The sequence below is a fragment of the Yersinia massiliensis CCUG 53443 genome (assembly GCF_000312485.1).
In the GTDB taxonomy this organism is placed as follows: Bacteria; Pseudomonadota; Gammaproteobacteria; order Enterobacterales; family Enterobacteriaceae; genus Yersinia; species Yersinia massiliensis.
Window position 1 is genome coordinate 525,290 of record NZ_HE997644.1, and the last position, 20,829, is coordinate 546,118.

Consider the following 20,829-nt stretch of genomic DNA (forward strand, 5'->3'; position numbering starts at 1 on the left):
AGGTTATGTCAGATGCCGTTATTTCAAGAGAATGCCAAGAATGGAGAGATACACAATAAAACACCGGTAATAATAATCACTGTCAGTGAGAGACCTTTATATTTATGCAATGCAGGTACTTTGTAGACCAAATATGCCGGAATTAAGCAACCTACCATGCCAAATATTGGGCTACAAATAGAGGTAAAACTTAATACCGGTGCATTTAAAATAATCGCTCCCCAAGCCAGTAATACAGCAAAAACCATAATACCGTTTTGTACCCAACGTTCATTTATGTTCTCTGCTGGCATGATACGGCGCAGTATATTTAGCACAATACCCTGTGTCGCTTCACGAAAACCTAAATACACGCCAAAGAATGCGGTCATGACGGCAAAGATATTTAAAATAACACTGACAACGGTCGCCCATCCGCCAGGGAAGAATTTAGCCGCAATGGCTAGCGCAGAAATATTCTGCTCATAAGCTTTAACTGCTTCATCGTGGCCCATTGCCAGCGTAAAGGAAACGGCATAGAAAAATACCGTACAAAATAGAATACCAAAAGCAATGTTCATCGCCCGTAAGGCTTTATGGCGAGCAACTTCCAGTGATTTTTCTTTCGCTCGGTATGAAATCACCATAGGGCTAAGCGTTTGAATAAAAAGAATAGATGTTAAGGTAAATGGTAGTGTAATGATGGCATTCTTTATCAGCAAACCCATGGGTGGCAGCATGCCGACGTTGTACAAGTGCCACATTCCGACCATCGACACCCCCAATGCAGCGACTACCAAAAGCTTGGTTATCACCATAAAACTCGACAGTTTGAATAACAGTTTTTCACCGCGAGAAGAGATAGCCACTAACACACAAATCAAGACTAAACCGTAGAACGGGTTATCCGATAATAAGCCTTCCGTTACCCCAAAAGTCTGCAAGTAAGAGGCGCTATCATTAGTGATGGCGGTGGAATAAACAAACATCCAGATAACCAACATAATAAAATAGAGCGCCCCTAAAACAATACCCCAGTTTTTCCCTAAATAACCACTGATGACACTCGGATAATCTTTGCACTCTGGTGATTCTGCCAATGTATTAATAAATAAACGTTGGAATAAGTACATGGCGGGATAACCGATAATAGATGAGAGTAAGAACACCCATAATCCCATTAGGCCGACCTGTACAGGTAAAAAAACAATACCGGCACCGATCGCCATACCAATACTCATTATTACCCAGCCAAAATCTGTACTGTCGAATTTAATCGCTTCGCGCCATTCTCTTTCAGTCATATTGGCATTTTTTGCCGCCGGAGAGTCGATTAAAATGACACTCTCATTTGTTCTTGCCGTTTCCATAATAGGTCTCGCTTTAATCTATGATAAGTAGGTTTTATTGTTATAAAAATGTACAGAGCGAGTTATCTGTTATTTATTTCATTGCCAATGCATAACAGAGGGCAGGTGTTATTATTTTTTGGCTATATTACGCTTGGTAATAGAGAATGTTTTTTTCACTTCGCTGCTTTAGCGGCCTTCGGTTGGAAATTTATTCCACAAAAAGAGTCTTATCCTGAATTTTAATCTACCATCATGATCATTTTGCAGTATATTATTTCAACCAATCACCAATAAAACCCTAACATATTGATAGATAATAAATATATCAAAGATCCTCCTATTTAAGCGCACCTATCCCAACTATTTCCCACAGAAAATGCGTGACACACGTCAACATCCAAAAACCATATTATAAGTAAGGTTACTGATGGATTTGCCAAGGCAATCACACATTCCGTATCGATATCAGCTTGTAACAGCATAAAATATTTTATAATCGATTAATAATCATTATATTCAGAGTAATTAACTAGCATCGATTGACTGAAATTGCCCATTTAGGAAAACGAATGAAAAAGGAGAGTTGTATCTCAATTATCGCCCGCGACATACCCTCTACGCTCTAAGATGTTAGCAATGATGAGGCCGCACTTATTCCCCTCCTTAAAGACGCCATTTCGTTTATGCTCTTAATGTGTATGAATGGCGTTCCAGCACCTTGTCAGGTGTGATGAATGCCTCTCTTCACTTTTTTTGTTTTTAAAACCAACGCGTTTCCACCGAAATGCACTCGCCCTTCAAGCGACTTAATACAAGGTTAAGATGGACGATTCTATGACTGATAATACTGATAAAAATACGATCCCCCTGTCGGTGCTTGATTTATCACCTATTGTGCAGGGCAAGACTCCGCGGGATGCCTTCCATGCCTCGTTAGATTTAGCGCAACATGCCGAAAAATGGGGATATCATCGTTACTGGCTCGCTGAACACCACAATATGACGGGGATTGCCAGTGCAGCGACCTCGGTACTGATTGGCTATATTGCGGGCGGCACGAATACCATTCGAGTGGGGTCGGGGGGAGTGATGCTCCCAAACCATTCGCCATTAGTGATTGCCGAACAATTTGGCACCCTCGCCTCCCTTTACCCTGACCGTATCGACCTTGGTCTTGGCCGTGCACCGGGCAGTGATCAACGCACCATGATGGCACTACGCCGTCATTTGTCCGGCGAAATTGATAATTTCCCCGCTGATGTGCGTGAACTGCAAAATTATTTTGGGCAAGTACAGCCAGGGCAAGCAGTACAAGCTGTACCGGGGCAAGGCTTACATGTTCCGTTGTGGCTACTGGGTTCAAGCCTCTACAGTGCGCAGCTCGCCGCGGCTATGGGCCTGCCATTTGGCTTCGCCTCGCATTTTGCGCCAGATATGCTGTTCCAAGCACTCTCTCTGTATCGGAAAAACTATAAGCCATCGGCACAATGGCCAAAACCTTATGCCATCGTCTGCGTGAACGTGGTTGCCGCCGAGAGTGAACGCGATGCACGATTCCTGTTTACCTCGATGCAGCAACAGTTTGTTAGCCTGCGCCGTGGCACACCAGGCCAGCTTCCACCGCCAGTGGAAGATATGGAGAAGATTTGCTCGCCAGCGGAGCTATTTGGTGTCGATCAAGCGCTACGTTTATCGATTATTGGCGACAAAAGCAAAGTTCGTCATGGGCTTCAATCGCTGCTACGAGAAACTCAAGCAGATGAATTGATGATTAGTGGGCAGATTTTTGATCATCAAGCCCGTTTGAATTCCTTCGAGATCGTGGCCAGTTTGCAGCAAGATCTCCAAGCCGTTGAGCGCCTGTAAAGGGCATCGAGTGACTAATCGCATCTAGCGATAAATAGCAGACATAAAAAAACCAGCCCGTAGGCTGGTTTTTTACGTTTAATCATCACTGATGATTAAGACTTATGCATCACCGAAGCGACGACGAGTTGGTGCTGCTGCGGGTGCTGCGGCATCATCACGACGTGGAGCAGATGAACGTTGGCCATCACGGTTACCACGGCGCTCGCCACCATTACCGGCTGGAGCACGATCGCTACCGAATGAACGACGAGGAGGAGCACCTGCACCATCACGACGTTCTGAACGACCACCACCACGACGCTCACCACCATTACCGCCAGCTGGACGCTCACGACGTTCGTGTGGTTGTGCATCACCCAACAACTGCATGTTCAGCGGCTTGTTCAAGATACGAGTGCGGGTGAAGTGAGATAACATTTCGCCCGGCATGCCTTTTGGCAATTCGATCGTTGAGTGAGAAGCAAACAACTTGATGTTACCGATATAACGGCTGCTGATATCACCTTCGTTAGCGATAGCGCCAACGATATGACGAACTTCGACACCATCATCACGGCCCACTTCGATGCGATACAGTTCCATCTCACCAACATCACGACGTTCACGACGCGCTGGACGATCACCACCATCACGGCGGCTATCACCACGATCACGGCCACGATCATTACCGCGATCATCACGGCTGAACTCACGCTGCGGACGACGTGGTGCTTCTGGTGGCAGAATCAGAGGACGTTCGCCTTGTGCCATTTTCAGCAATGCGGCAGCCAATGTTTCGAGATCAAACTCTTCTTCTGGTTGCAGTTTAGCCAACAATGCACGGTACAAGTCCAAATCACTGCTTTCCAACTGTTGACCAACTTTAGCCGCGAACTGCGCCAAGCGGCGCTCGCCCAGCAATTCTGCATTTGGTAACTGAACTTCAGGAATGGTCAGTTTCATGGTGCGTTCAATGTTCTGCAACAGGCGACGTTCACGGTTCTCGACGAACAGTAATGCACGACCTGCACGGCCAGCACGACCCGTACGGCCGATACGGTGAACGTAAGACTCTGAATCCATAGGGATATCATAGTTTACAACCAAGCTGATACGTTCAACGTCCAAACCACGAGCAGCAACGTCGGTCGCGATCAGAATATCCAAACGGCCATCTTTCAGGCGGTCAAGTGTCTGCTCACGTAAAGACTGATTCATGTCGCCGTTCAATGCAGCGCTGCTATAGCCACTACGTTCCAAGGCTTCAGCCACTTCCAGTGTCGCGTTTTTAGTACGCACGAAGATGATGGCAGCGTCGAAATCTTCAGATTCCAAGAAACGTACCAACGCTTCTTTCTTGTTATAGCCGCCACCCACTCTCCAGAAACTCTGGCTGATATCAGGGCGGGTCGTCACGCTAGACTGAATGCGTACTTCCTGTGGATCTTTCATGAAACGACGAGTAATACGACGAATCGCTTCTGGCATGGTTGCAGAGAACAGCGCGGTCTGATGTTCAGCCGGGATCTGCGCCATGATAGTTTCAACGTCTTCGATAAAGCCCATACGCAGCATTTCATCTGCTTCATCCAACACTAAACCGCTCAGGTTGGACAGATTCAGGGTGCCACGTTTCAGGTGGTCTAACAGACGACCAGGGGTACCCACAACAATTTGTGGACCTTGGCGCAAAGCGCGTAATTGAACGTCATAACGTTGGCCGCCGTACAGGGCCACAACGTTGACGCCATTCATATCTTTAGAGAAGCTAGACAGCGCTTCAGCGACCTGAATAGCCAACTCACGGGTTGGTGCTAATACCAGAACCTGTGGTGCTTTCAGCTCAGCTTTAATATTGTGTAACAGCGGCAGACCAAACGCGGCTGTTTTGCCACTACCTGTCTGTGCCATGCCCAAAACATCACGGCCGTTTAACAGGTGTGGGATACATTCCAACTGGATAGGAGATGGTTTTTCATAACCCAGGCCAGCCAGAGCGGAAAGAATAGGAGCGGACAGCCCCAGATCAGCAAAAGAGGTTTCAAACTCAGTAGTCATGTACACGTGCCTCATTAATAATGGCAGCCAGTCTACATAACTCGTCGAGAAAATTTTCAGTCATTTTCATTGAAAAGTGTGAACCGGCTCAAATTAGATTATAAAACGAACAAAAAAGCCATCACCGGTTAAGGTGATAACATTGGTAAAAACCAAGTTAAATCAGGCTGATAAGTGTCCGTCAGCTATTGCTGGTCCGATTCCGATAGGTCGTCTTGTTCTTGGCCCAAAAGTGCCAATTCCAACAATGCATAGCGGTGCTCAACAAAGTTATGAACGTTGTTAGCTACCGTCAGCTTGAACAGCGCCGAAGCGGTGTTCTTGTCCCCCAGACTTAGGTAATGTTTACCTAAATAGAAGTCAGTTTCACTGAGATGCTCAGCGAGCGAAGTGTTATCCGTTGCATCTGCCTTGAGCCTTTCCATCAGCGTTTTTTCGCTGATCGTGCCCAGGTAGAATTCGACAATATTCCATCCCCATTGCCCTCTGTCCGATTTCTCATAGCGTTGTTGTAACGCTACTGCCGCTGCCTTGGGATCGATTTCTCTTTCCACCAGATACAGCCACAACGAACGGAAGGGATCATTTGGATCGTCTTGATAAAACGCCTGCAGATCATCCTGCGCCAACGGGAGTCGACCGCCATAATACAGAGCGATACCCCGGTTTAAACGCGCGTAATTGTAAGTTGGATCAAGCTCTAGTACAGAATCAAACGCTTCATAGGCAGCATCAAAATTGCCTGCCTGCGTTAAATAAATACCCAGATAGTTAAAAACTTCTGGCATATCAGGACGAATAGCTAACGCTTGCGAAAAATCATTTCGCGCTAGTGCTCGCAGCCCGAGGCTATCATACAGCACTCCGCGCTCATATAAAAGCTGTGCGCGCTCATCATCCGTAAGTGCCCGACTTGCAAGGATTTGTTCCATGCGCGCCAGAATCACTTCCTGCTGCAATGTTGGTTGCAACGGGATAGCCAACACCTCGTCTTTACGCCAATCATGGTTGCTGCATCCAGCCAGCATGAGTGCTGCCGCAACGTAACACCAGCGCAAGAAAGGCTTCATTTCCTACTCCCGAAGACAAACATTGGACAAACATCCTTTCATCCATTTGTTTAACACGAGGGCATCCTGTCCTCGAGATAACATAGCCCCTTACTACTATCAGTCAGGGGCTATGGAATACTGTATTACTCTGCTGCTTCTGGTGCCGGAGCTTCTGCGTCAGGAGTAGTGGCTTCTTTGATGCTCAGGCGAATACGGCCCTGGCGATCAACTTCCATTACTTTAACTGGCACTTCTTGGCCCATTTGCAGGTAGTCTGTCACTTTCTCTACACGCTTGTCAGCGATTTGAGAAATATGAACCAGACCTTCTTTACCGCCACCGATGGCCACAAATGCACCGAAATCAACGATACGAGTCACTTTACCCGCATAGATACGGCCCACTTCGATTTCAGCTGTAATCTCTTCGATGCGACGAATAGCGTGTTTTGCTTTATCGCCGTCGGTTGCTGCAATCTTGATGGTACCATCATCTTCGATTTCGATTGTCGTGCCTGTTTCATCAGTCAGCGCACGAATCACAGAACCACCTTTACCGATCACATCCTTAATTTTCTCAGGATTGATTTTCATGGTGTAGATACGTGGAGCGAACTCAGAGATATCACCACGAGGTGTGCTGATAGCCTGTTCCATAACACCCAGAATGTGCAGACGCGCACCCTTAGCTTGGTTCAGAGCCACCTGCATGATTTCGCGGGTGATACCTTCAATTTTAATGTCCATTTGCAATGCGCTGATACCGTCACGGCTACCCGCTACTTTAAAGTCCATGTCGCCCAAGTGATCTTCGTCACCCAGAATGTCAGACAGAACTACAAAGTTTTCGTCTTCTTTAACCAGACCCATCGCGATACCAGCAACAGCGGCTTTAATTGGCACGCCTGCATCCATCAGGGCCAAAGAAGCACCACAAACAGAAGCCATTGAGGAAGAACCGTTAGACTCGGTGATTTCAGAAACCACACGTACAGTATAAGGGAACTCACTCGGGCTTGGCATCACTGCCAACACACCGCGTTTCGCCAGACGGCCATGGCCAATCTCACGACGCTTCGGTGAACCAACCATACCCGTTTCACCAACACAATATGGAGGGAAATTATAGTGTAGCAGGAATGAGTCAGTACGCTCACCCATCAGCTCATCAATATTTTGCGCATCACGGGCAGTACCCAGAGTTGCAGTGACCAGTGCCTGAGTTTCACCACGGGTGAACAACGCAGAACCATGAGTACGTGGCAATACGCCAGTACGCACATCCAAGCCACGGATCATGTCTTTTTCACGGCCATCAATACGCGGTTCGCCACGTAATACACGGCTACGAACAACGTTCTTCTCAACGTCACCCAAGATGTCCTGAATCTCAGCAGGATTCAAGGTTTCGTCTTGCGCCAGCAACGCTTCAGTCACGTCAGCTTTAATGGCATCAACCTGAGTGTAACGCTCTTGTTTCTCAGTGATACGGTATGCATCGCCCAAACGAGCTTCAGCGAGTTCAGCCACACGCGCATGCAGTGCTTCGTTCACTGGCTCTGGATGCCAATCCCACTTCGGTTTACCCGCTTCAGTAACCAAGGCATTAATATTTTCAATCACAACTTGCTGTTGTTCGTGGCCAAAGACAACCGCGCCCAACATTTGATCTTCAGACAAGATGTCGGCTTCAGATTCAACCATCAATACTGCACCAGCAGTACCAGCAACAACCAAGTCCAGACGGCTTTCTTTCAGCTCGTCAGTGGTCGGGTTCAGCACATACTGGTCGTTGATGAAACCAACACGCGCAGCACCGATTGGGCCGTTGAATGGAATACCTGACAGGCTCAATGCCGCTGAAGCACCAATCATTGCCACGATGTCTGGGTTAATTTGCGGATTAACAGAAACAACGGTCGCAATAACCTGAACTTCATTCAGGAAGCTGTCTGGGAACAGTGGGCGAATTGGGCGGTCAATCAGACGTGAAGTCAGTGTTTCGCCTTCACTTGGGCGGCCTTCACGACGGAAGAAACTACCTGGGATACGGCCAGCAGCGTAGGTACGCTCTTGATAGTTAACAGTCAGTGGGAAGAAGCTCTGACCTGGTTTGGCTTTCTTTTGGCCAACAACAGTGACGAATACAGCAGTGTCGTCCATGCTTACCATTACAGCAGCGGTTGCTTGGCGAGCCATCATGCCTGTTTCGATGGTCACGGTATGTTGACCGTACTGGAATTTACGAATAATCGGAGTCAGCAAAATAGTATCCTTATACTATGCGGTGCCAGATCGTATTGACGATCTCATCCACCTGTCACTATTACCTTCACACTGCATCCTCGCGACTAATGACAATCCTTAACTCCTATTGAATTAAAGTCTCTCATTAGCCGCGCGAACCTCTGCACCGGAAGATCCTGTTTTTAAAATTTACTCGCCTTACTTGAAACGGCGACAACGTTAGCGGCCCGTGTTCACCCGAGTCACTGGCCTCTGTCAGTTACGCGGGAACTTTCGTTTGCTACCGTCCTGCAACTTCAATAACTTTACGTAATGAACAACAACAATATACTAGCGTATTTTATCATTGCTTCTTAGAAAAAAGGGGCCAATTGGCCCCTTTTTCCCGAAACTCGCAGACTTAGCGACGCAGACCCAGACGCTCGATCAGGGAAGCATAACGTGCTACATCTTCACGCTTCAGGTAGTCCAGCAGCTTACGACGCGTGGATACCATACGCAGCAGACCACGACGGCTGTGGTGATCTTTTTTGTGCTCTGAGAAGTGACCTTGCAAATGGTTAATTTGAGCAGTCAACAGGGCAACTTGAACTTCGCTTGAACCGGTGTCATTTTCACCGCGACCGAAGTCAGCAACAATTTTAGCTTTCGCTTCAACACTTAGAGACATGATACAACTCCAAATATATAGATAAATTAAGACAGGCGCCGATCTCTAATTCAGCAACCCAATATGTAAGCCGCACTATTCTACTCTTTGAGCTGCGGGATCGCAAGGTAGGCCGCTAGACCTACTCAGCGTATTCTACAACCAAGCGTTTCGGTGCGACTCGACCATCTTCTGCGATGGTACCAATTCCGATGAAATTACGCTCTTCACCTTCGGTGATTCGGACCATCCCTTCATTCGGCGCACCGGCAACATGTACAGGTTGACCTTGTTTAACATAGGCCGCCACTGCCGGTAACAGATTGACTTCAGGGAAATTGACTACCGCACTGTCCATTGGAAGCAACAACAGATCCAGTTCAGGATTTGGCGAACGTTCTTCTGCCTGTGCCGCTTCAACCATGGCTGACAGTTGTTCCAACGTCACCATGCGCTCACTAGGATAAGTCGCCACTTGCAGCCGACGCAAATAACTCACATGCGCACCGCAACCTAACAACTCACCCAAATCATCGATAATGGTGCGAATGTAGGTGCCTTTGGAACAGTGGATTTCTAACTCAAGATCGTTGCCTTCCCAGCGAATAAAAAGCAACTCATACACGGTAATGCTACGTGCCTCACGCTCGACTTCAATCCCCTGACGGGCATATTCATACAGCGGTTTGCCCTGATGCTTCAATGCAGAATACATTGACGGTATTTGCTGGCTATCGCCACGAAAACGCTCCAGTGCAGCATCCATTTGAGCCTGAGTCACGTTGACTTCTCGCTCACTGATTAATGCGCCTTCAGCGTCAGAAGTATCAGTACGTTGCCCTAAACGGGCCACCACACGGTAGCGTTTATCTGAATCCAGCAGGAATTGGGAGAACTTGGTAGCTTCACCTAAGCAGATGGGTAACATACCAGTCGCCAGTGGATCAAGCGCACCAGTATGCCCAGCTCGGTTAGCACTAAAGAGACGTTTTACTTTCTGTAAAACGTCATTAGAGGAGAGGCCCAGCGGCTTATCCAATAGCAGAACGCCGTTAATGTCACGGCCGCGACGACGTGGACGACCCATTACTTCTCCTCGTCACTACCTGGATTGACCTGGCGCTCCACATCATTTTTGATGACGTTCGTCACGAGGTTAGACATCCGCATCCCTTCAATCAGAGAATTATCATAAGCGAAGGTCAACTCTGGCACGATACGCAAACGCATCGCTTTACCCAGCAACGTACGGATGTACCCAGAAGCATCTTGCAGAGCTTTAATGCCATTTTTTACCGTATCCGGATCGGCATCATCCGTTAATACGTTCAAGAAGGTGACGAAAACTTTCGCGTAAGCCAAATCACGGGACAGTTCGATACCGGATACTGTTGCCATACCTACACGGGGATCTTTGATTTCGCGTTGTAAGATGAGTGCGATCTCTTTTTGCATTTCCTGCGAAACACGCTGAGAACGGCTGAATTCTTTTGCCATTTGGATTCTCCAGACAGTTTGGGGGGCCAAGGCCCCCCAAATGGATATAAGCAAATCTAGAAGTGCTTAAGCAATGGTACGTTTGATCTCGATAATTTCAAAGACTTCGATCACATCACCTGCACGGACGTCATTGTAGTTCTTAACGCCGATACCACATTCCATGCCGTTACGAACTTCGTTAACGTCATCTTTGAAGCGGCGCAAGGACTCCAGCTCGCCTTCATAGATAACCACGTTGTCACGTAGAACGCGGATTGGGTTGTTACGCTTAATCACACCTTCAGTCACCATACAACCAGCGATAGCGCCGAACTTCGGTGATTTAAACACGTCACGAACTTCAGCCAGACCGATGATTTGCTGTTTGTACTCAGGTGCCAACATACCACTCATCGCCTGCTTAACTTCATCGATCAAGCTATAGATGACTGAGTAGTAACGCAGATCCAGACCTTCAGTTTCAACGACACGGCGTGCAGAAGCATCAGCACGGACGTTAAAGCCAAGGATGATTGCGCCAGAAGCTGCCGCCAATGTTGCGTCAGTTTCGGTGATACCACCAACGCCTGAACCAACAATGCGCACTTTCACTTCATCGGTAGACAGTTTTTCCAGTGAATCACAGATGGCTTCACAAGAACCCTGAACGTCAGACTTGATAACAATGTTCAGTTCAGAAACTTCGCCTTCGGTCATGTTAGCAAACATGTTTTCCAGCTTAGATTTCTGCTGACGAGCCAGCTTAACTTCACGGAATTTGCCCTGACGATACAGTGCAACTTCACGGGCTTTTTTCTCGTCACGAACAACAGTGACTTCATCACCGGCAGCCGGAACACTGGACAGCCCCAAAATCTCAACAGGGATTGACGGGCCAGCAGACGTGATATCACGGCCTAACTCATCACGCATCGCACGCACACGGCCATACTCAAAGCCACACAGTACGATATCGCCTTTGTTCAACGTACCTTGTTGAACCAGCACTGTTGCTACAGGGCCACGGCCTTTATCCAAGAAGGATTCGATAACAACGCCACTTGCCATGCCAGTACGAACCGCTTTCAGTTCCAATACTTCAGCTTGCAGCAAGATTGCATTCAACAATTCATCAATACCGATACCGGCTTTCGCAGATACGTTGATGAACTGAGATTCACCGCCCCACTCTTCTGGTTGAATACCGTACTGAGACAGTTCGGTTTTAACACGGTCTGGATCAGCTTCTGGCTTATCGATTTTGTTTACTGCAACGACAACCGGCACATTTGCCGCTTTAGCATGCTGAATAGCTTCGATTGTCTGAGGCATCACGCCATCATCAGCAGCAACAACCAGTACCACGATGTCTGTCGCCTGAGCACCACGAGCACGCATTGATGTAAATGCGGCGTGTCCTGGGGTATCCAGGAAGGTGATCATGCCATTTTCAGTTTCAACGTGATAAGCACCGATGTGCTGTGTAATACCACCTGCTTCACCTGACGCCACTTTTGTGGAGCGGATGTAGTCCAGCAGGGAGGTTTTACCGTGGTCAACGTGACCCATGATGGTCACAACGGGTGCACGGTGTTCAGCAGTAGCTTCAGTGCCAGTATCACGGTCACTCATCAGCGCTTCTTCCAGCTCGTTTTCACGACGCAGGATAACTTTGTGGCCCATTTCTTCAGCCACTAACTGTGCTGTTTCTTGGTCGATAACTTGGTTAATGGTTGCCATTGCGCCCAGTTTCATCATCGCTTTGATGACCTGAGAGCCTTTAACAGCCATTTTATTTGCCAATTCAGCGACAGTGACAGTCTCGCCAATCACTACATCACGGTTAACCGCAACAACAGGCTTGTTGAAGCTCTGTTGCAATGTGCTTGGCTTACGTTTGCCTTTACGGCCAACAGCACGCGCTTCTTCGCGATCAGCTTTAGACTCAGAAAGCTTATTACCTTTCTTCTGCTTGGTTGCTTTTCCACCACGAGTGCGGCTACGGCGATCACCTTCAACTTTGGCGTCGTTTTCATCTTCCGCGGCACGCGCATGTTGTGAGGTTGTGACATGGTAGTCAGCAGATTCGGTTTGTTCGGTCACAGGTTCTGGCCATTTACCTTCGTTTTCGGCTGCCATTTTACGGGCTTCCTCAGCAACGCGCTTCGCGTCTTCCTCGACCTTACGGCGTGTCTCTTCTTCTACTGAGCGTTTCAGCTCGGCAGCTTCCGCTTCACGGCGTGCTTTATCAGTCTGAGCTGGCTTGGTTTTTTCGTCGGTTTGTTGATTCGTCACTTTTTCTTTTTCCGCTGCTTGGCGTTTAGCTTTTTCAGCGGCCTCACGTTTGGCTTGTTCTTCGGCCGCACGTTTAGCTTTTTCTTCAGCGATTTTCTGCGCTGCTGCTTCCGCTTCACGTTGTGCCTGCTCTTCCGCTTCACGCTGTGCCTGCTCTTCCGCTTTCGCTTGTTCAGCTTCCGGCGTATTTACATAAGTGCGTTTCTTGCGGACCTCGATTTGCACCGATTTACTTTTTCCGCCGGTGCTCGGAATATTCAAGGTGCTACGCGTTTTGCGTTGCAGCGTGAGTTTATTAGGCGCACTACCGTGTTCACGATTTAAATGCGCCAGTAATGTTTCTTTTTCTTGCTGGGTAACTGAGTCTACTTCAGATTTGTTGATCCCTGCATCAGCAAATTGCTGTACCAGGCGATCAACTGGTGTCTGAATCTCAGCGGCCAGTGATTTTACGGTTACATCTGTCATGCTGTTCCTTCCTGCTACAGTTTATTACGCGTTATCGCCAAACCAACAGATATTACGTGCGGCCATAATCAGCTCACCGGCTTGCTCATCGCTAAGCCCTTCAATATCTGCCAGATCATCGATACCCTGCTCGGCAAGATCTTCCAGCGTACACACACCGCGCGCAGCTAATTTGAATGCCATGCTACGTTCCAGACCCGCTAGATTCAGCAGATCGTCAGCGGGTTTTTGGTCGCCAAGACTTTCTTCTTGTGCCAGGGCCAGCGTGGTCAATGCAGCTTTGGCGCGATCACGCAGCGCTTCAACCGTATCTTCGTCGAGACCATCGATTTCCAGAAGTTCTTTCATTGGCACATAAGCCAATTCTTCCAGAGAAGAGAAACCTTCCTCTACCAATACAGTGGCAAAGTCCTCATCGATATCAAGATATTTGGTGAAGGTATCAATAGCGGCATGAGCTTCGGCCTGATGCTTCGCCTGAAGATCGTCCGCCGTCATTACGTTCAGTTCCCAGCCACTTAGTTGCGCTGCTAAACGTACGTTCTGACCATTACGGCCAATTGCCTGTGCCAAATTACTGGCTTCAACGGCAACATCCATTGTGTGTTTGTCTTCATCAACGACAATAGACGCAACATCAGCTGGCGCCATAGCGTTAATAACAAACTGAGCAGGATTATCATCCCACAATATAATATCAATGCGCTCGCCACCCAGCTCGCTGGATACAGCCTGAACACGGGCACCACGCATCCCAACACAAGCACCGACCGGGTCGATACGTTTGTCGTTGGTTTTAACCGCAATCTTAGCACGAGAACCCGGATCACGGGCAGCCGCCTTAATTTCGATTAATTCTTCGCCAATTTCTGGCACTTCAATACGGAACAATTCAACCAACATCTCAGGGCGTGAACGGCTGACGAACAGCTGAGCACCACGCGCTTCTGGACGCACATCGTACAGAACACCACGAATACGGTCGCCTGGACGGAAGTTTTCACGTGGCAACATGTCTTCACGGCCAATGACAGCTTCAGCATTGTTGCCAAGATCCAGCGCAATACTGTCACGGTTAACCTTTTTCACGATACCCGTGACAATCTCACCCAAGTATTGACGGAACTGCTCAACAACCATAGCGCGTTCAGCTTCACGTACTTTTTGTACGATGACTTGCTTGGCTGTTTGCGTCGTAATACGGTCAAAAGTGACAGACTCAATCTGATCTTCAACATAATCGCCCAAATCGAGGGCAGGATCTTCGTACTGAGCTGCTTCTAACGTAATTTCGCGTGTTGGCATTGTGACTTCGTTAACGATAGCCCAACGACGGAAAGTGTCGAAGTCACCAGTTTTACGGTCAATGCTGACGCGAACTTCAATTTCTTGTTCGTATTTTTTCTTGGTCGCTGTCGCTAGAGCGGTTTCCAACGCTTCAAAAATCTTCTCGCGCGGAAGGGATTTCTCATTGGAAACTGCTTCTACAACAGCCAGAATCTCTTTGTTCATCCTAGTTGCCTCATCCAAACTTTAAAAGTGGGGTACCAGATTCGCTTTCTGGATGTTGCTCAGCGCGAACACTTCATCTTTTCCATCCACAGTAACCGTGATCATTTCACCATCAACGGCTTTGATAATGCCCTGCCATTTACGGCGGTTCTGCATCGCCATACGCAAAACCAGAGTGACTTCTTCACCGAGGTAACGAGTATAGTGTTCAGCGGTGAACATTGGGCGATCAAGGCCAGGAGAGGAAACTTCTAAGTTGTAAGCTACTGTAATGGGATCTTCTACGTCCAATACAGCACTGACCTGGTGGCTGACATCAGCACAAGCATCAACAGTGATTCCGTCGTCACTATCAATATAGATTCGTAGCGTCGATTGGCGCCCCCGGATGAATTCGATGCCGACTAATTCGTAGCCTAAGGCTTCTACCGGTGCTGAAATTATCTCTGTTAACTTTTGTTCTAATGTGGACAAGCCCACCCCCAAGACATAAAAAAAGGGCCTAATAGCCCAGTGATTCTGCTGTCAAATAACAAAAAACCCCGAAATTCGGGGCTTTAAGCAACTGGACCCTGTTTGCCGCAAAGCGGCTTCGGTACAACTTTCTGACAAGTATTTTTTTCAAATTGGAATCGAAAGTATTTGAGGTCTACCGAATACAACATTTGAAAAAAAACACTTCAGGAAAGTGGTTGCGGGGGCCGGATTTGAACCGACGACCTTCGGGTTATGAGCCCGACGAGCTACCAGGCTGCTCCACCCCGCGTCCGAAAACGTGGCAAATATTACGTTGGTCATGACAAAAAAGCAAGTTATCTGACTTATTTGGTACCGAGGACGGGACTTGAACCCGTAAGCCCAATCGGGCACTACCACCTCAAGGTAGCGTGTCTACCAATTCCACCACCCCGGCACTGATTCAAATGGTTGCATTTACTGCTTAAATCATCACAACCATTTTAAAACTTTCTTTTTGTCTTTTACTGCTAACTACTTTTAAAACTTTATTTCGGGATATCGCTGCTCGGCGTAATTGGTGCTACCGGCGCTGTAGTCTGCTCAGTTTTTGCTGGCTGACCCAGGTTTTCCCACTCGCTGCCTTGATGGCCCTGGTTGGTGCTCATATTGCCCAAAATCAAGCTGATGACGAAGAATAACGCCGCCAATACAGCCGTCATGCGAGTCATAAAGTTACCGGAACCATTCGAACCGAACAGAGTTGCAGATGCACCTGCACCGAATGAGGCTCCCATATCCGCGCCTTTACCTTGCTGCAACATGATCAGAGCTACCAGCCCAATCGAAATCAGCAAGAATAATACCAGAAGAGCTTCGTACATAAGTTGTACCTGTATCCTTGCGGGTTCACCGCATGCTAAATGCTTCTCACCCATCAGCGGGGGACTTATTCACCCACTTAAGCGGGTGTGAATACTAACCAAAGCGTCTAATACACGCAAGGGCAATTTCATTACACCGTTCTATTTGCAGAAAAAAGCGTCAATCTTTCTATCTTGACGTCATTTATCGAGGGGAAGCAATCCTCCCCCTCGAAAATTGGCTAGCCTGCTGCTTTCACCGCATCTGCAATTCGGTTCGCCATTTCTGCAATCAGTGATTCTTCAGCATCACCTTCAACCATGACTCGAATGAGTGGCTCAGTACCCGATTTGCGTAAAAGAACCCGCCCTCTATCACCCAGCTCTTTTTCAACTTGGCGAGTCACCTCTTCGACACTGTCTGATTTTAGCGGGTTGTGGTCACCAGAGAAGCGAACATTCACTAAAATTTGCGGCAATAGCTTCATGCCACTGCACAGATCATGCAAGCTCATGTGATTTCGGACCATCGCAGTTAGCACCTGCAAACCAGCCACAATGCCGTCACCGGTCGTGGTTTTATCCAGTAAAATCACATGCCCTGAGTTTTCAGCCCCAATACGCCAGCCTTTTTCTTGCATCGCTTCCAGCACATAGCGGTCACCCACTTTGGCTCGAACAAAAGGAATGCCCAGTTCTTTCAATGCCAACTGCAAGCCCATGTTGCTCATCAGGGTACCAACAGCCCCGCCTTTGAGTTGGCCTTGACGTAGCCCTTCACGCGCGATGATATAAAGGATTTGGTCACCATCGACTTTATTACCCAAGTGATCGACCATCATCAACCGGTCACCGTCACCGTCAAATGCCAGACCAACATCTGCACCTTCAGCAAGCACTCGCTCTTGCAACAAGCGAACATCTGTAGCACCACATTCTTCATTGATGTTCATACCATCTGGTTCACAGCCGATGGTAATCACTGTTGCGCCAAGTTCACGTAATACACTTGGTGCAATATGGTAAGTTGCGCCATTCGCACAATCGACCACTATTTTCAGTTCATTCAAGCTAAGTTCGCTTGGGAAAGTCCCCTTGCAAAACTCAATATAGCGACCCGCAGCATCGACGATACGGTTTGCTTTACCCAGTTCAGCGGATTCTACGCAGGTGAGTGGTTTCTCCATTTCTGCTTCAATGGCTTCTTCGACATCATCAGGCAGTTTAGTGCCATCGATTGAAAAGAACTTGATGCCATTGTCATAGAAAGGATTATGGGATGCGGAAATGACGATCCCTGCCTCTGCACGGAAAGTACGCGTCAGATAGGCAACGGCTGGCGTCGGCATTGGGCCGGTGAAAGATGCGGAAAGCCCTGCGGCGGCCAGGCCAGCTTCGAGTGCAGACTCCAACATATAGCCTGAAATACGGGTATCTTTGCCGATAATAATCTTACGAGAACCATGTCGAGCCAGAACCTTACCAGCGGCCCAACCTAGCTTTAATACAAAATCAGGCGTAATCGGGCTCTCACCCACTTTGCCGCGAATGCCATCTGTACCAAAGTATTTACGGTCGCTCATAATTTATCTCTATTCCTTCGCTGAAAGTGTTGCCTCGACGATTCGCATCGCCTCGACGGTTTCTTTGACATCATGCACTCTGATAATCTGCGCACCTTGCATAGCTGCAATGACGGCGCAGGCGACGCTCCCGATGACACGCTGTTGCGGCGGAACATTCAATAGCTGCCCCACCATCGATTTCCGTGACATCCCGACCAACAGTGGCAACTCAAAATGATGAAGTTCGGCCAAACGAGCCAAGAGCTGGTAATTATGCGCCAGATTTTTACCGAAACCGAAGCCTGGGTCGAGTAACAATTTGTTTTTTGCGATACCAGCCGCAACACAACGTTCGATGTGATGCTCGAAGAACTGGTTAACATCGGCCAGTAAGTCATCGTAATGCGGTGCTTGTTGCATGCTTTGTGGTTGCCCTTGCATATGCATAAGGCACACCGGTAACCCTGTCTTTGCCGCAGCATCAAGTGCACCGGGTTCTTGTAACGAGCGAATATCATTGATCAAATGAGCGCCGACGCGAGCAGACTCCGCTATGACGCTAGCTTTAGAAGTATCAACAGAAAGCCAAATATCAAAGCGGTTTGCCAATGCTTCAACAACAGGGACAACTCGGTCAAGTTCTTCTTGCTCACTGACTTCCGCTGCACCGGGGCGAGTAGACTCACCGCCTATATCAATCAGCGTAGCACCTGCTGATAACATCAGTTGCGCATGTTGCAATGCTTTATCGAGATTATTGTGGTGTCCACCATCGGAAAACGAGTCCGGTGTGACATTCAAGATACCCATCACTTGTGGGTGAGAGAGATCCAAAACTCGATCTCTGGCAGTTAAACGCATGCAATCACGCCTTAAAAGTGGCAATTCACTTTGATGCTGTATCGATATTTTGATGCTATATCGAAAGGAAAGAAGTCGCTCGGATTGTTAGAAAAAGAAAAACCCCGAGCAAGCCCAGGGTTTATATTAATCACAACGCTTTTAGATGCCAACTGTTGACTTACTTATCACTCAACTGCTCTGGCATGCTATTGGTGTTGCCCGACGTCGTATTACCCGATGTTGGCGTATGCGGTTCATCAGTCGCAGTCGGTGCTTTCGGCGTATTGTCACTATCAGATGATTTCGCTTTAGTCGCATTGTCCCAACCGGCTGGCGGTCGAACATCTTTGCGATTCATCAAGTCATCAATCTGTGGTGCATCAATCGTCTCATACTTCATCAACGCATCTTTCATAGAATGCAGAACATCCATATTTTCTAACAGCAGCTTACGTGCACGCTGATAGTTACGCTCGATGAGTAACTTAACTTCTTGATCAATAATACGCGCTGTTTCATCGGACATATGCTTGGCTTTTGCAACTGAACGGCCAAGGAAGACCTCGCCCTCTTCTTCAGCATACAGTAACGGCCCTAATTTTTCAGAGAAGCCCCACTGTGTCACCATGTTACGCGCGATTGACGTAGCAACTTTGATATCATTCGATGCGCCGGTAGAGACTTTTTCCGGGCCATAAATGATTTCTTCAGCAAGACGACCACCGTATAAGGTAGAAATCTGGCTTTCTAGTTTCTGACGACTCGCACTAATAGCATCGCCTTCTGGTAAGAAGAACGTCACACCCAGTGCACGGCCACGAGGAATAATAGTCACTTTGTGGACTGGGTCATGTTCAGGAACAAGACGACCAATGATCGCATGACCTGCTTCATGATATGCCGTCGATTCTTTCTGAGCTTCAGTCATTACCATGGAGCGACGTTCCGCACCCATCATAATTTTGTCTTTCGCTTTCTCAAACTCAACCATCGAAACAACGCGCTTATTACCACGTGCGGCAAACAGCGCGGCCTCATTGACTAAGTTCGCCAAATCAGCACCGGAGAAGCCTGGCGTACCACGAGCGATAACAGATGCATCAATATCGATATCTAATGGCACACGACGCATATGAACTTTCAGAATCTGTTCACGGCCACGGACATCCGGTAAACCAACGACGACCTGACGGTCAAAACGACCTGGGCGCAGCAAGGCTGGGTCAAGAACGTCTGGACGGTTTGTTGCCGCGATGACGATGATGCCTTCGTTACCTTCAAAGCCATCCATCTCAACCAGCATCTGGTTCAGAGTCTGTTCACGCTCGTCATGGCCCCCCCCAAACCTGCACCACGTTGACGGCCTACCGCATCGATTTCATCGATAAAGATGATACAAGGCGCGGCTTTTTTAGCCTGTTCAAACATGTCACGGACACGGGATGCACCCACACCAACAAACATTTCAACGAAATCAGAACCGGAAATAGTGAAGAATGGCACTTTAGCTTCACCTGCAATGGCTTTCGCCAGCAAGGTTTTACCTGTCCCTGGAGGACCGACCATCAACACGCCCTTCGGAATCTTACCGCCCAATTTCTGGAAACGGCTTGGTTCACGCAGGTATTCGACCAATTCACTGACTTCTTCTTTTGCTTCGTCACAACCTGCAACATCGGCAAAAGAGGTTTTTATCTGATCTTCTGTCAGCATTCGGGCTTTGCTCTTACCAAAGGACATTGCACCTTTGCCGCCGCCGCCCTGCATTTGACGCATAAAGAAGATCCAGACCCCAATCAACAACAGCATTGGGAACCAAGATATAAAGATAGAGGCCAGCAAGCTCGGCTCTTCCGGTGGCTCACCAACAACTTTCACATTTTTAGTCAATAAGGTATCTAACAGCTTTGGATCGTTGACCGGAATAAAAGTCGTGTATTTGCTGTTATCTTTTTTACTGACGTTAATTTCGCGTCCATTGATACGTGCTTCACGAACCTGTTCTTGGGTTACGTCGGACATGAAAGTAGAGTAATCCACTTTACGGCCATTCGATTCGCTGGGTCCAAAGCTCTGGAATACAGACATCAGTACGACTGCAATAACTAACCAGAGAATTAGGTTTTTCGCCATGTCACTCAAGGGATTAACCTCATATTACAAC

The 20,829-nt window shown here is 48.0% G+C and carries 15 protein-coding genes, 2 tRNA genes and 1 pseudogene; 1 reads left to right on the forward strand and 17 read right to left on the reverse strand.

Going from position 1 to position 20,829, the window contains the following annotated elements:
* Positions 1-23: 23 nt before the first annotated feature.
* Positions 24-1,349 carry an SLC5/6 family protein gene (locus BN68_RS11345; RefSeq protein ID WP_019211291.1) on the reverse strand — a complete coding sequence of 442 codons (1,326 nt, stop codon included), beginning with the start codon at positions 1,347-1,349 and terminating at the stop codon, positions 24-26.
* Positions 1,350-2,153: 804 nt separating this feature from the next.
* On the opposite strand from BN68_RS11345, the gene BN68_RS11350 reads away from it, so the two are divergent.
* On the forward strand, positions 2,154-3,197 hold the full coding sequence (locus BN68_RS11350) for a luciferase-like monooxygenase (protein ID WP_042806648.1): 1,044 nt from the start codon (positions 2,154-2,156) through the stop codon (positions 3,195-3,197).
* A 102-nt stretch (positions 3,198-3,299) separates the two neighbouring features.
* Here the strand turns inward: BN68_RS11350 and BN68_RS11355 are convergent, their stop codons facing one another.
* From BN68_RS11355 to ftsH, 16 genes and pseudogenes are all read right to left on the reverse strand, one after another.
* Positions 3,300-5,237 carry a DEAD/DEAH family ATP-dependent RNA helicase gene (locus BN68_RS11355; RefSeq protein WP_019211294.1) on the reverse strand — a complete coding sequence of 646 codons (1,938 nt, stop codon included), beginning with the start codon at positions 5,235-5,237 and terminating at the stop codon, positions 3,300-3,302.
* A complete protein-coding gene (gene yrbN, locus BN68_RS24595; RefSeq protein ID WP_096335046.1) occupies positions 5,227-5,307 on the reverse strand; it encodes a protein YrbN in 81 nt (26 codons plus the stop codon). Before yrbN ends, BN68_RS11355 begins: the two co-directional genes overlap by 11 nt.
* A gap of 115 nt (positions 5,308-5,422) precedes the next feature.
* Positions 5,423-6,307: a lipoprotein NlpI gene (nlpI, locus tag BN68_RS11360; RefSeq protein ID WP_019211295.1), complete on the reverse strand. Its 885-nt coding sequence runs from the start codon at positions 6,305-6,307 to the stop codon at positions 5,423-5,425.
* A 125-nt stretch (positions 6,308-6,432) separates the two neighbouring features.
* On the reverse strand, positions 6,433-8,553 hold the full coding sequence (pnp, locus tag BN68_RS11365; protein WP_019211296.1) for a polyribonucleotide nucleotidyltransferase: 2,121 nt from the start codon (positions 8,551-8,553) through the stop codon (positions 6,433-6,435).
* 382 nt (positions 8,554-8,935) lie between these two features.
* Positions 8,936-9,205 (reverse strand): 30S ribosomal protein S15, encoded by a 270-nt coding sequence (gene rpsO, locus BN68_RS11370; RefSeq protein ID WP_004875409.1) that lies wholly within the window; start codon positions 9,203-9,205, stop codon positions 8,936-8,938.
* A gap of 121 nt (positions 9,206-9,326) precedes the next feature.
* Positions 9,327-10,271 carry a tRNA pseudouridine(55) synthase TruB gene (gene truB / locus BN68_RS11375; protein ID WP_019211297.1) on the reverse strand — a complete coding sequence of 315 codons (945 nt, stop codon included), beginning with the start codon at positions 10,269-10,271 and terminating at the stop codon, positions 9,327-9,329.
* Positions 10,271-10,681 (reverse strand): 30S ribosome-binding factor RbfA, encoded by a 411-nt coding sequence (gene rbfA / locus BN68_RS11380; protein ID WP_019211298.1) that lies wholly within the window; start codon positions 10,679-10,681, stop codon positions 10,271-10,273. Before rbfA ends, truB begins: the two co-directional genes overlap by 1 nt.
* Positions 10,682-10,747: 66 nt before the next feature.
* The gene (gene infB, locus BN68_RS11385) at positions 10,748-13,426 is read right to left on the reverse strand and encodes a translation initiation factor IF-2 (RefSeq protein WP_019211299.1); all 2,679 of its coding nucleotides are present in this window, start codon (positions 13,424-13,426) and stop codon (positions 10,748-10,750) included.
* Between the two features lie 24 nt (positions 13,427-13,450).
* A complete protein-coding gene (gene nusA / locus BN68_RS11390) occupies positions 13,451-14,938 on the reverse strand; it encodes a transcription termination factor NusA (protein WP_019211300.1) in 1,488 nt (495 codons plus the stop codon).
* A 21-nt stretch (positions 14,939-14,959) separates the two neighbouring features.
* Positions 14,960-15,412 carry a ribosome maturation factor RimP gene (gene rimP, locus BN68_RS11395; RefSeq protein ID WP_002222054.1) on the reverse strand — a complete coding sequence of 151 codons (453 nt, stop codon included), beginning with the start codon at positions 15,410-15,412 and terminating at the stop codon, positions 14,960-14,962.
* Positions 15,413-15,627: 215 nt separating this feature from the next.
* Positions 15,628-15,704, reverse strand: a tRNA-Met gene (locus BN68_RS11400).
* Between the two features lie 60 nt (positions 15,705-15,764).
* Positions 15,765-15,851, reverse strand: a tRNA-Leu gene (locus BN68_RS11405).
* A gap of 91 nt (positions 15,852-15,942) precedes the next feature.
* The gene (secG, locus tag BN68_RS11410; protein WP_019211301.1) at positions 15,943-16,278 is read right to left on the reverse strand and encodes a preprotein translocase subunit SecG; all 336 of its coding nucleotides are present in this window, start codon (positions 16,276-16,278) and stop codon (positions 15,943-15,945) included.
* Positions 16,279-16,499: 221 nt separating this feature from the next.
* Positions 16,500-17,840: a phosphoglucosamine mutase gene (gene glmM / locus BN68_RS11415; protein WP_019211302.1), complete on the reverse strand. Its 1,341-nt coding sequence runs from the start codon at positions 17,838-17,840 to the stop codon at positions 16,500-16,502.
* A 9-nt stretch (positions 17,841-17,849) separates the two neighbouring features.
* Positions 17,850-18,683, reverse strand: coding sequence for a dihydropteroate synthase (gene folP / locus BN68_RS11420; RefSeq protein WP_019211303.1), 834 nt, complete (start codon positions 18,681-18,683; stop codon positions 17,850-17,852).
* A gap of 160 nt (positions 18,684-18,843) precedes the next feature.
* Positions 18,844-20,798, reverse strand: a pseudogene (ftsH, locus tag BN68_RS11425) (ATP-dependent zinc metalloprotease FtsH).
* Between the last annotated feature and the right edge of the window lie 31 nt (positions 20,799-20,829).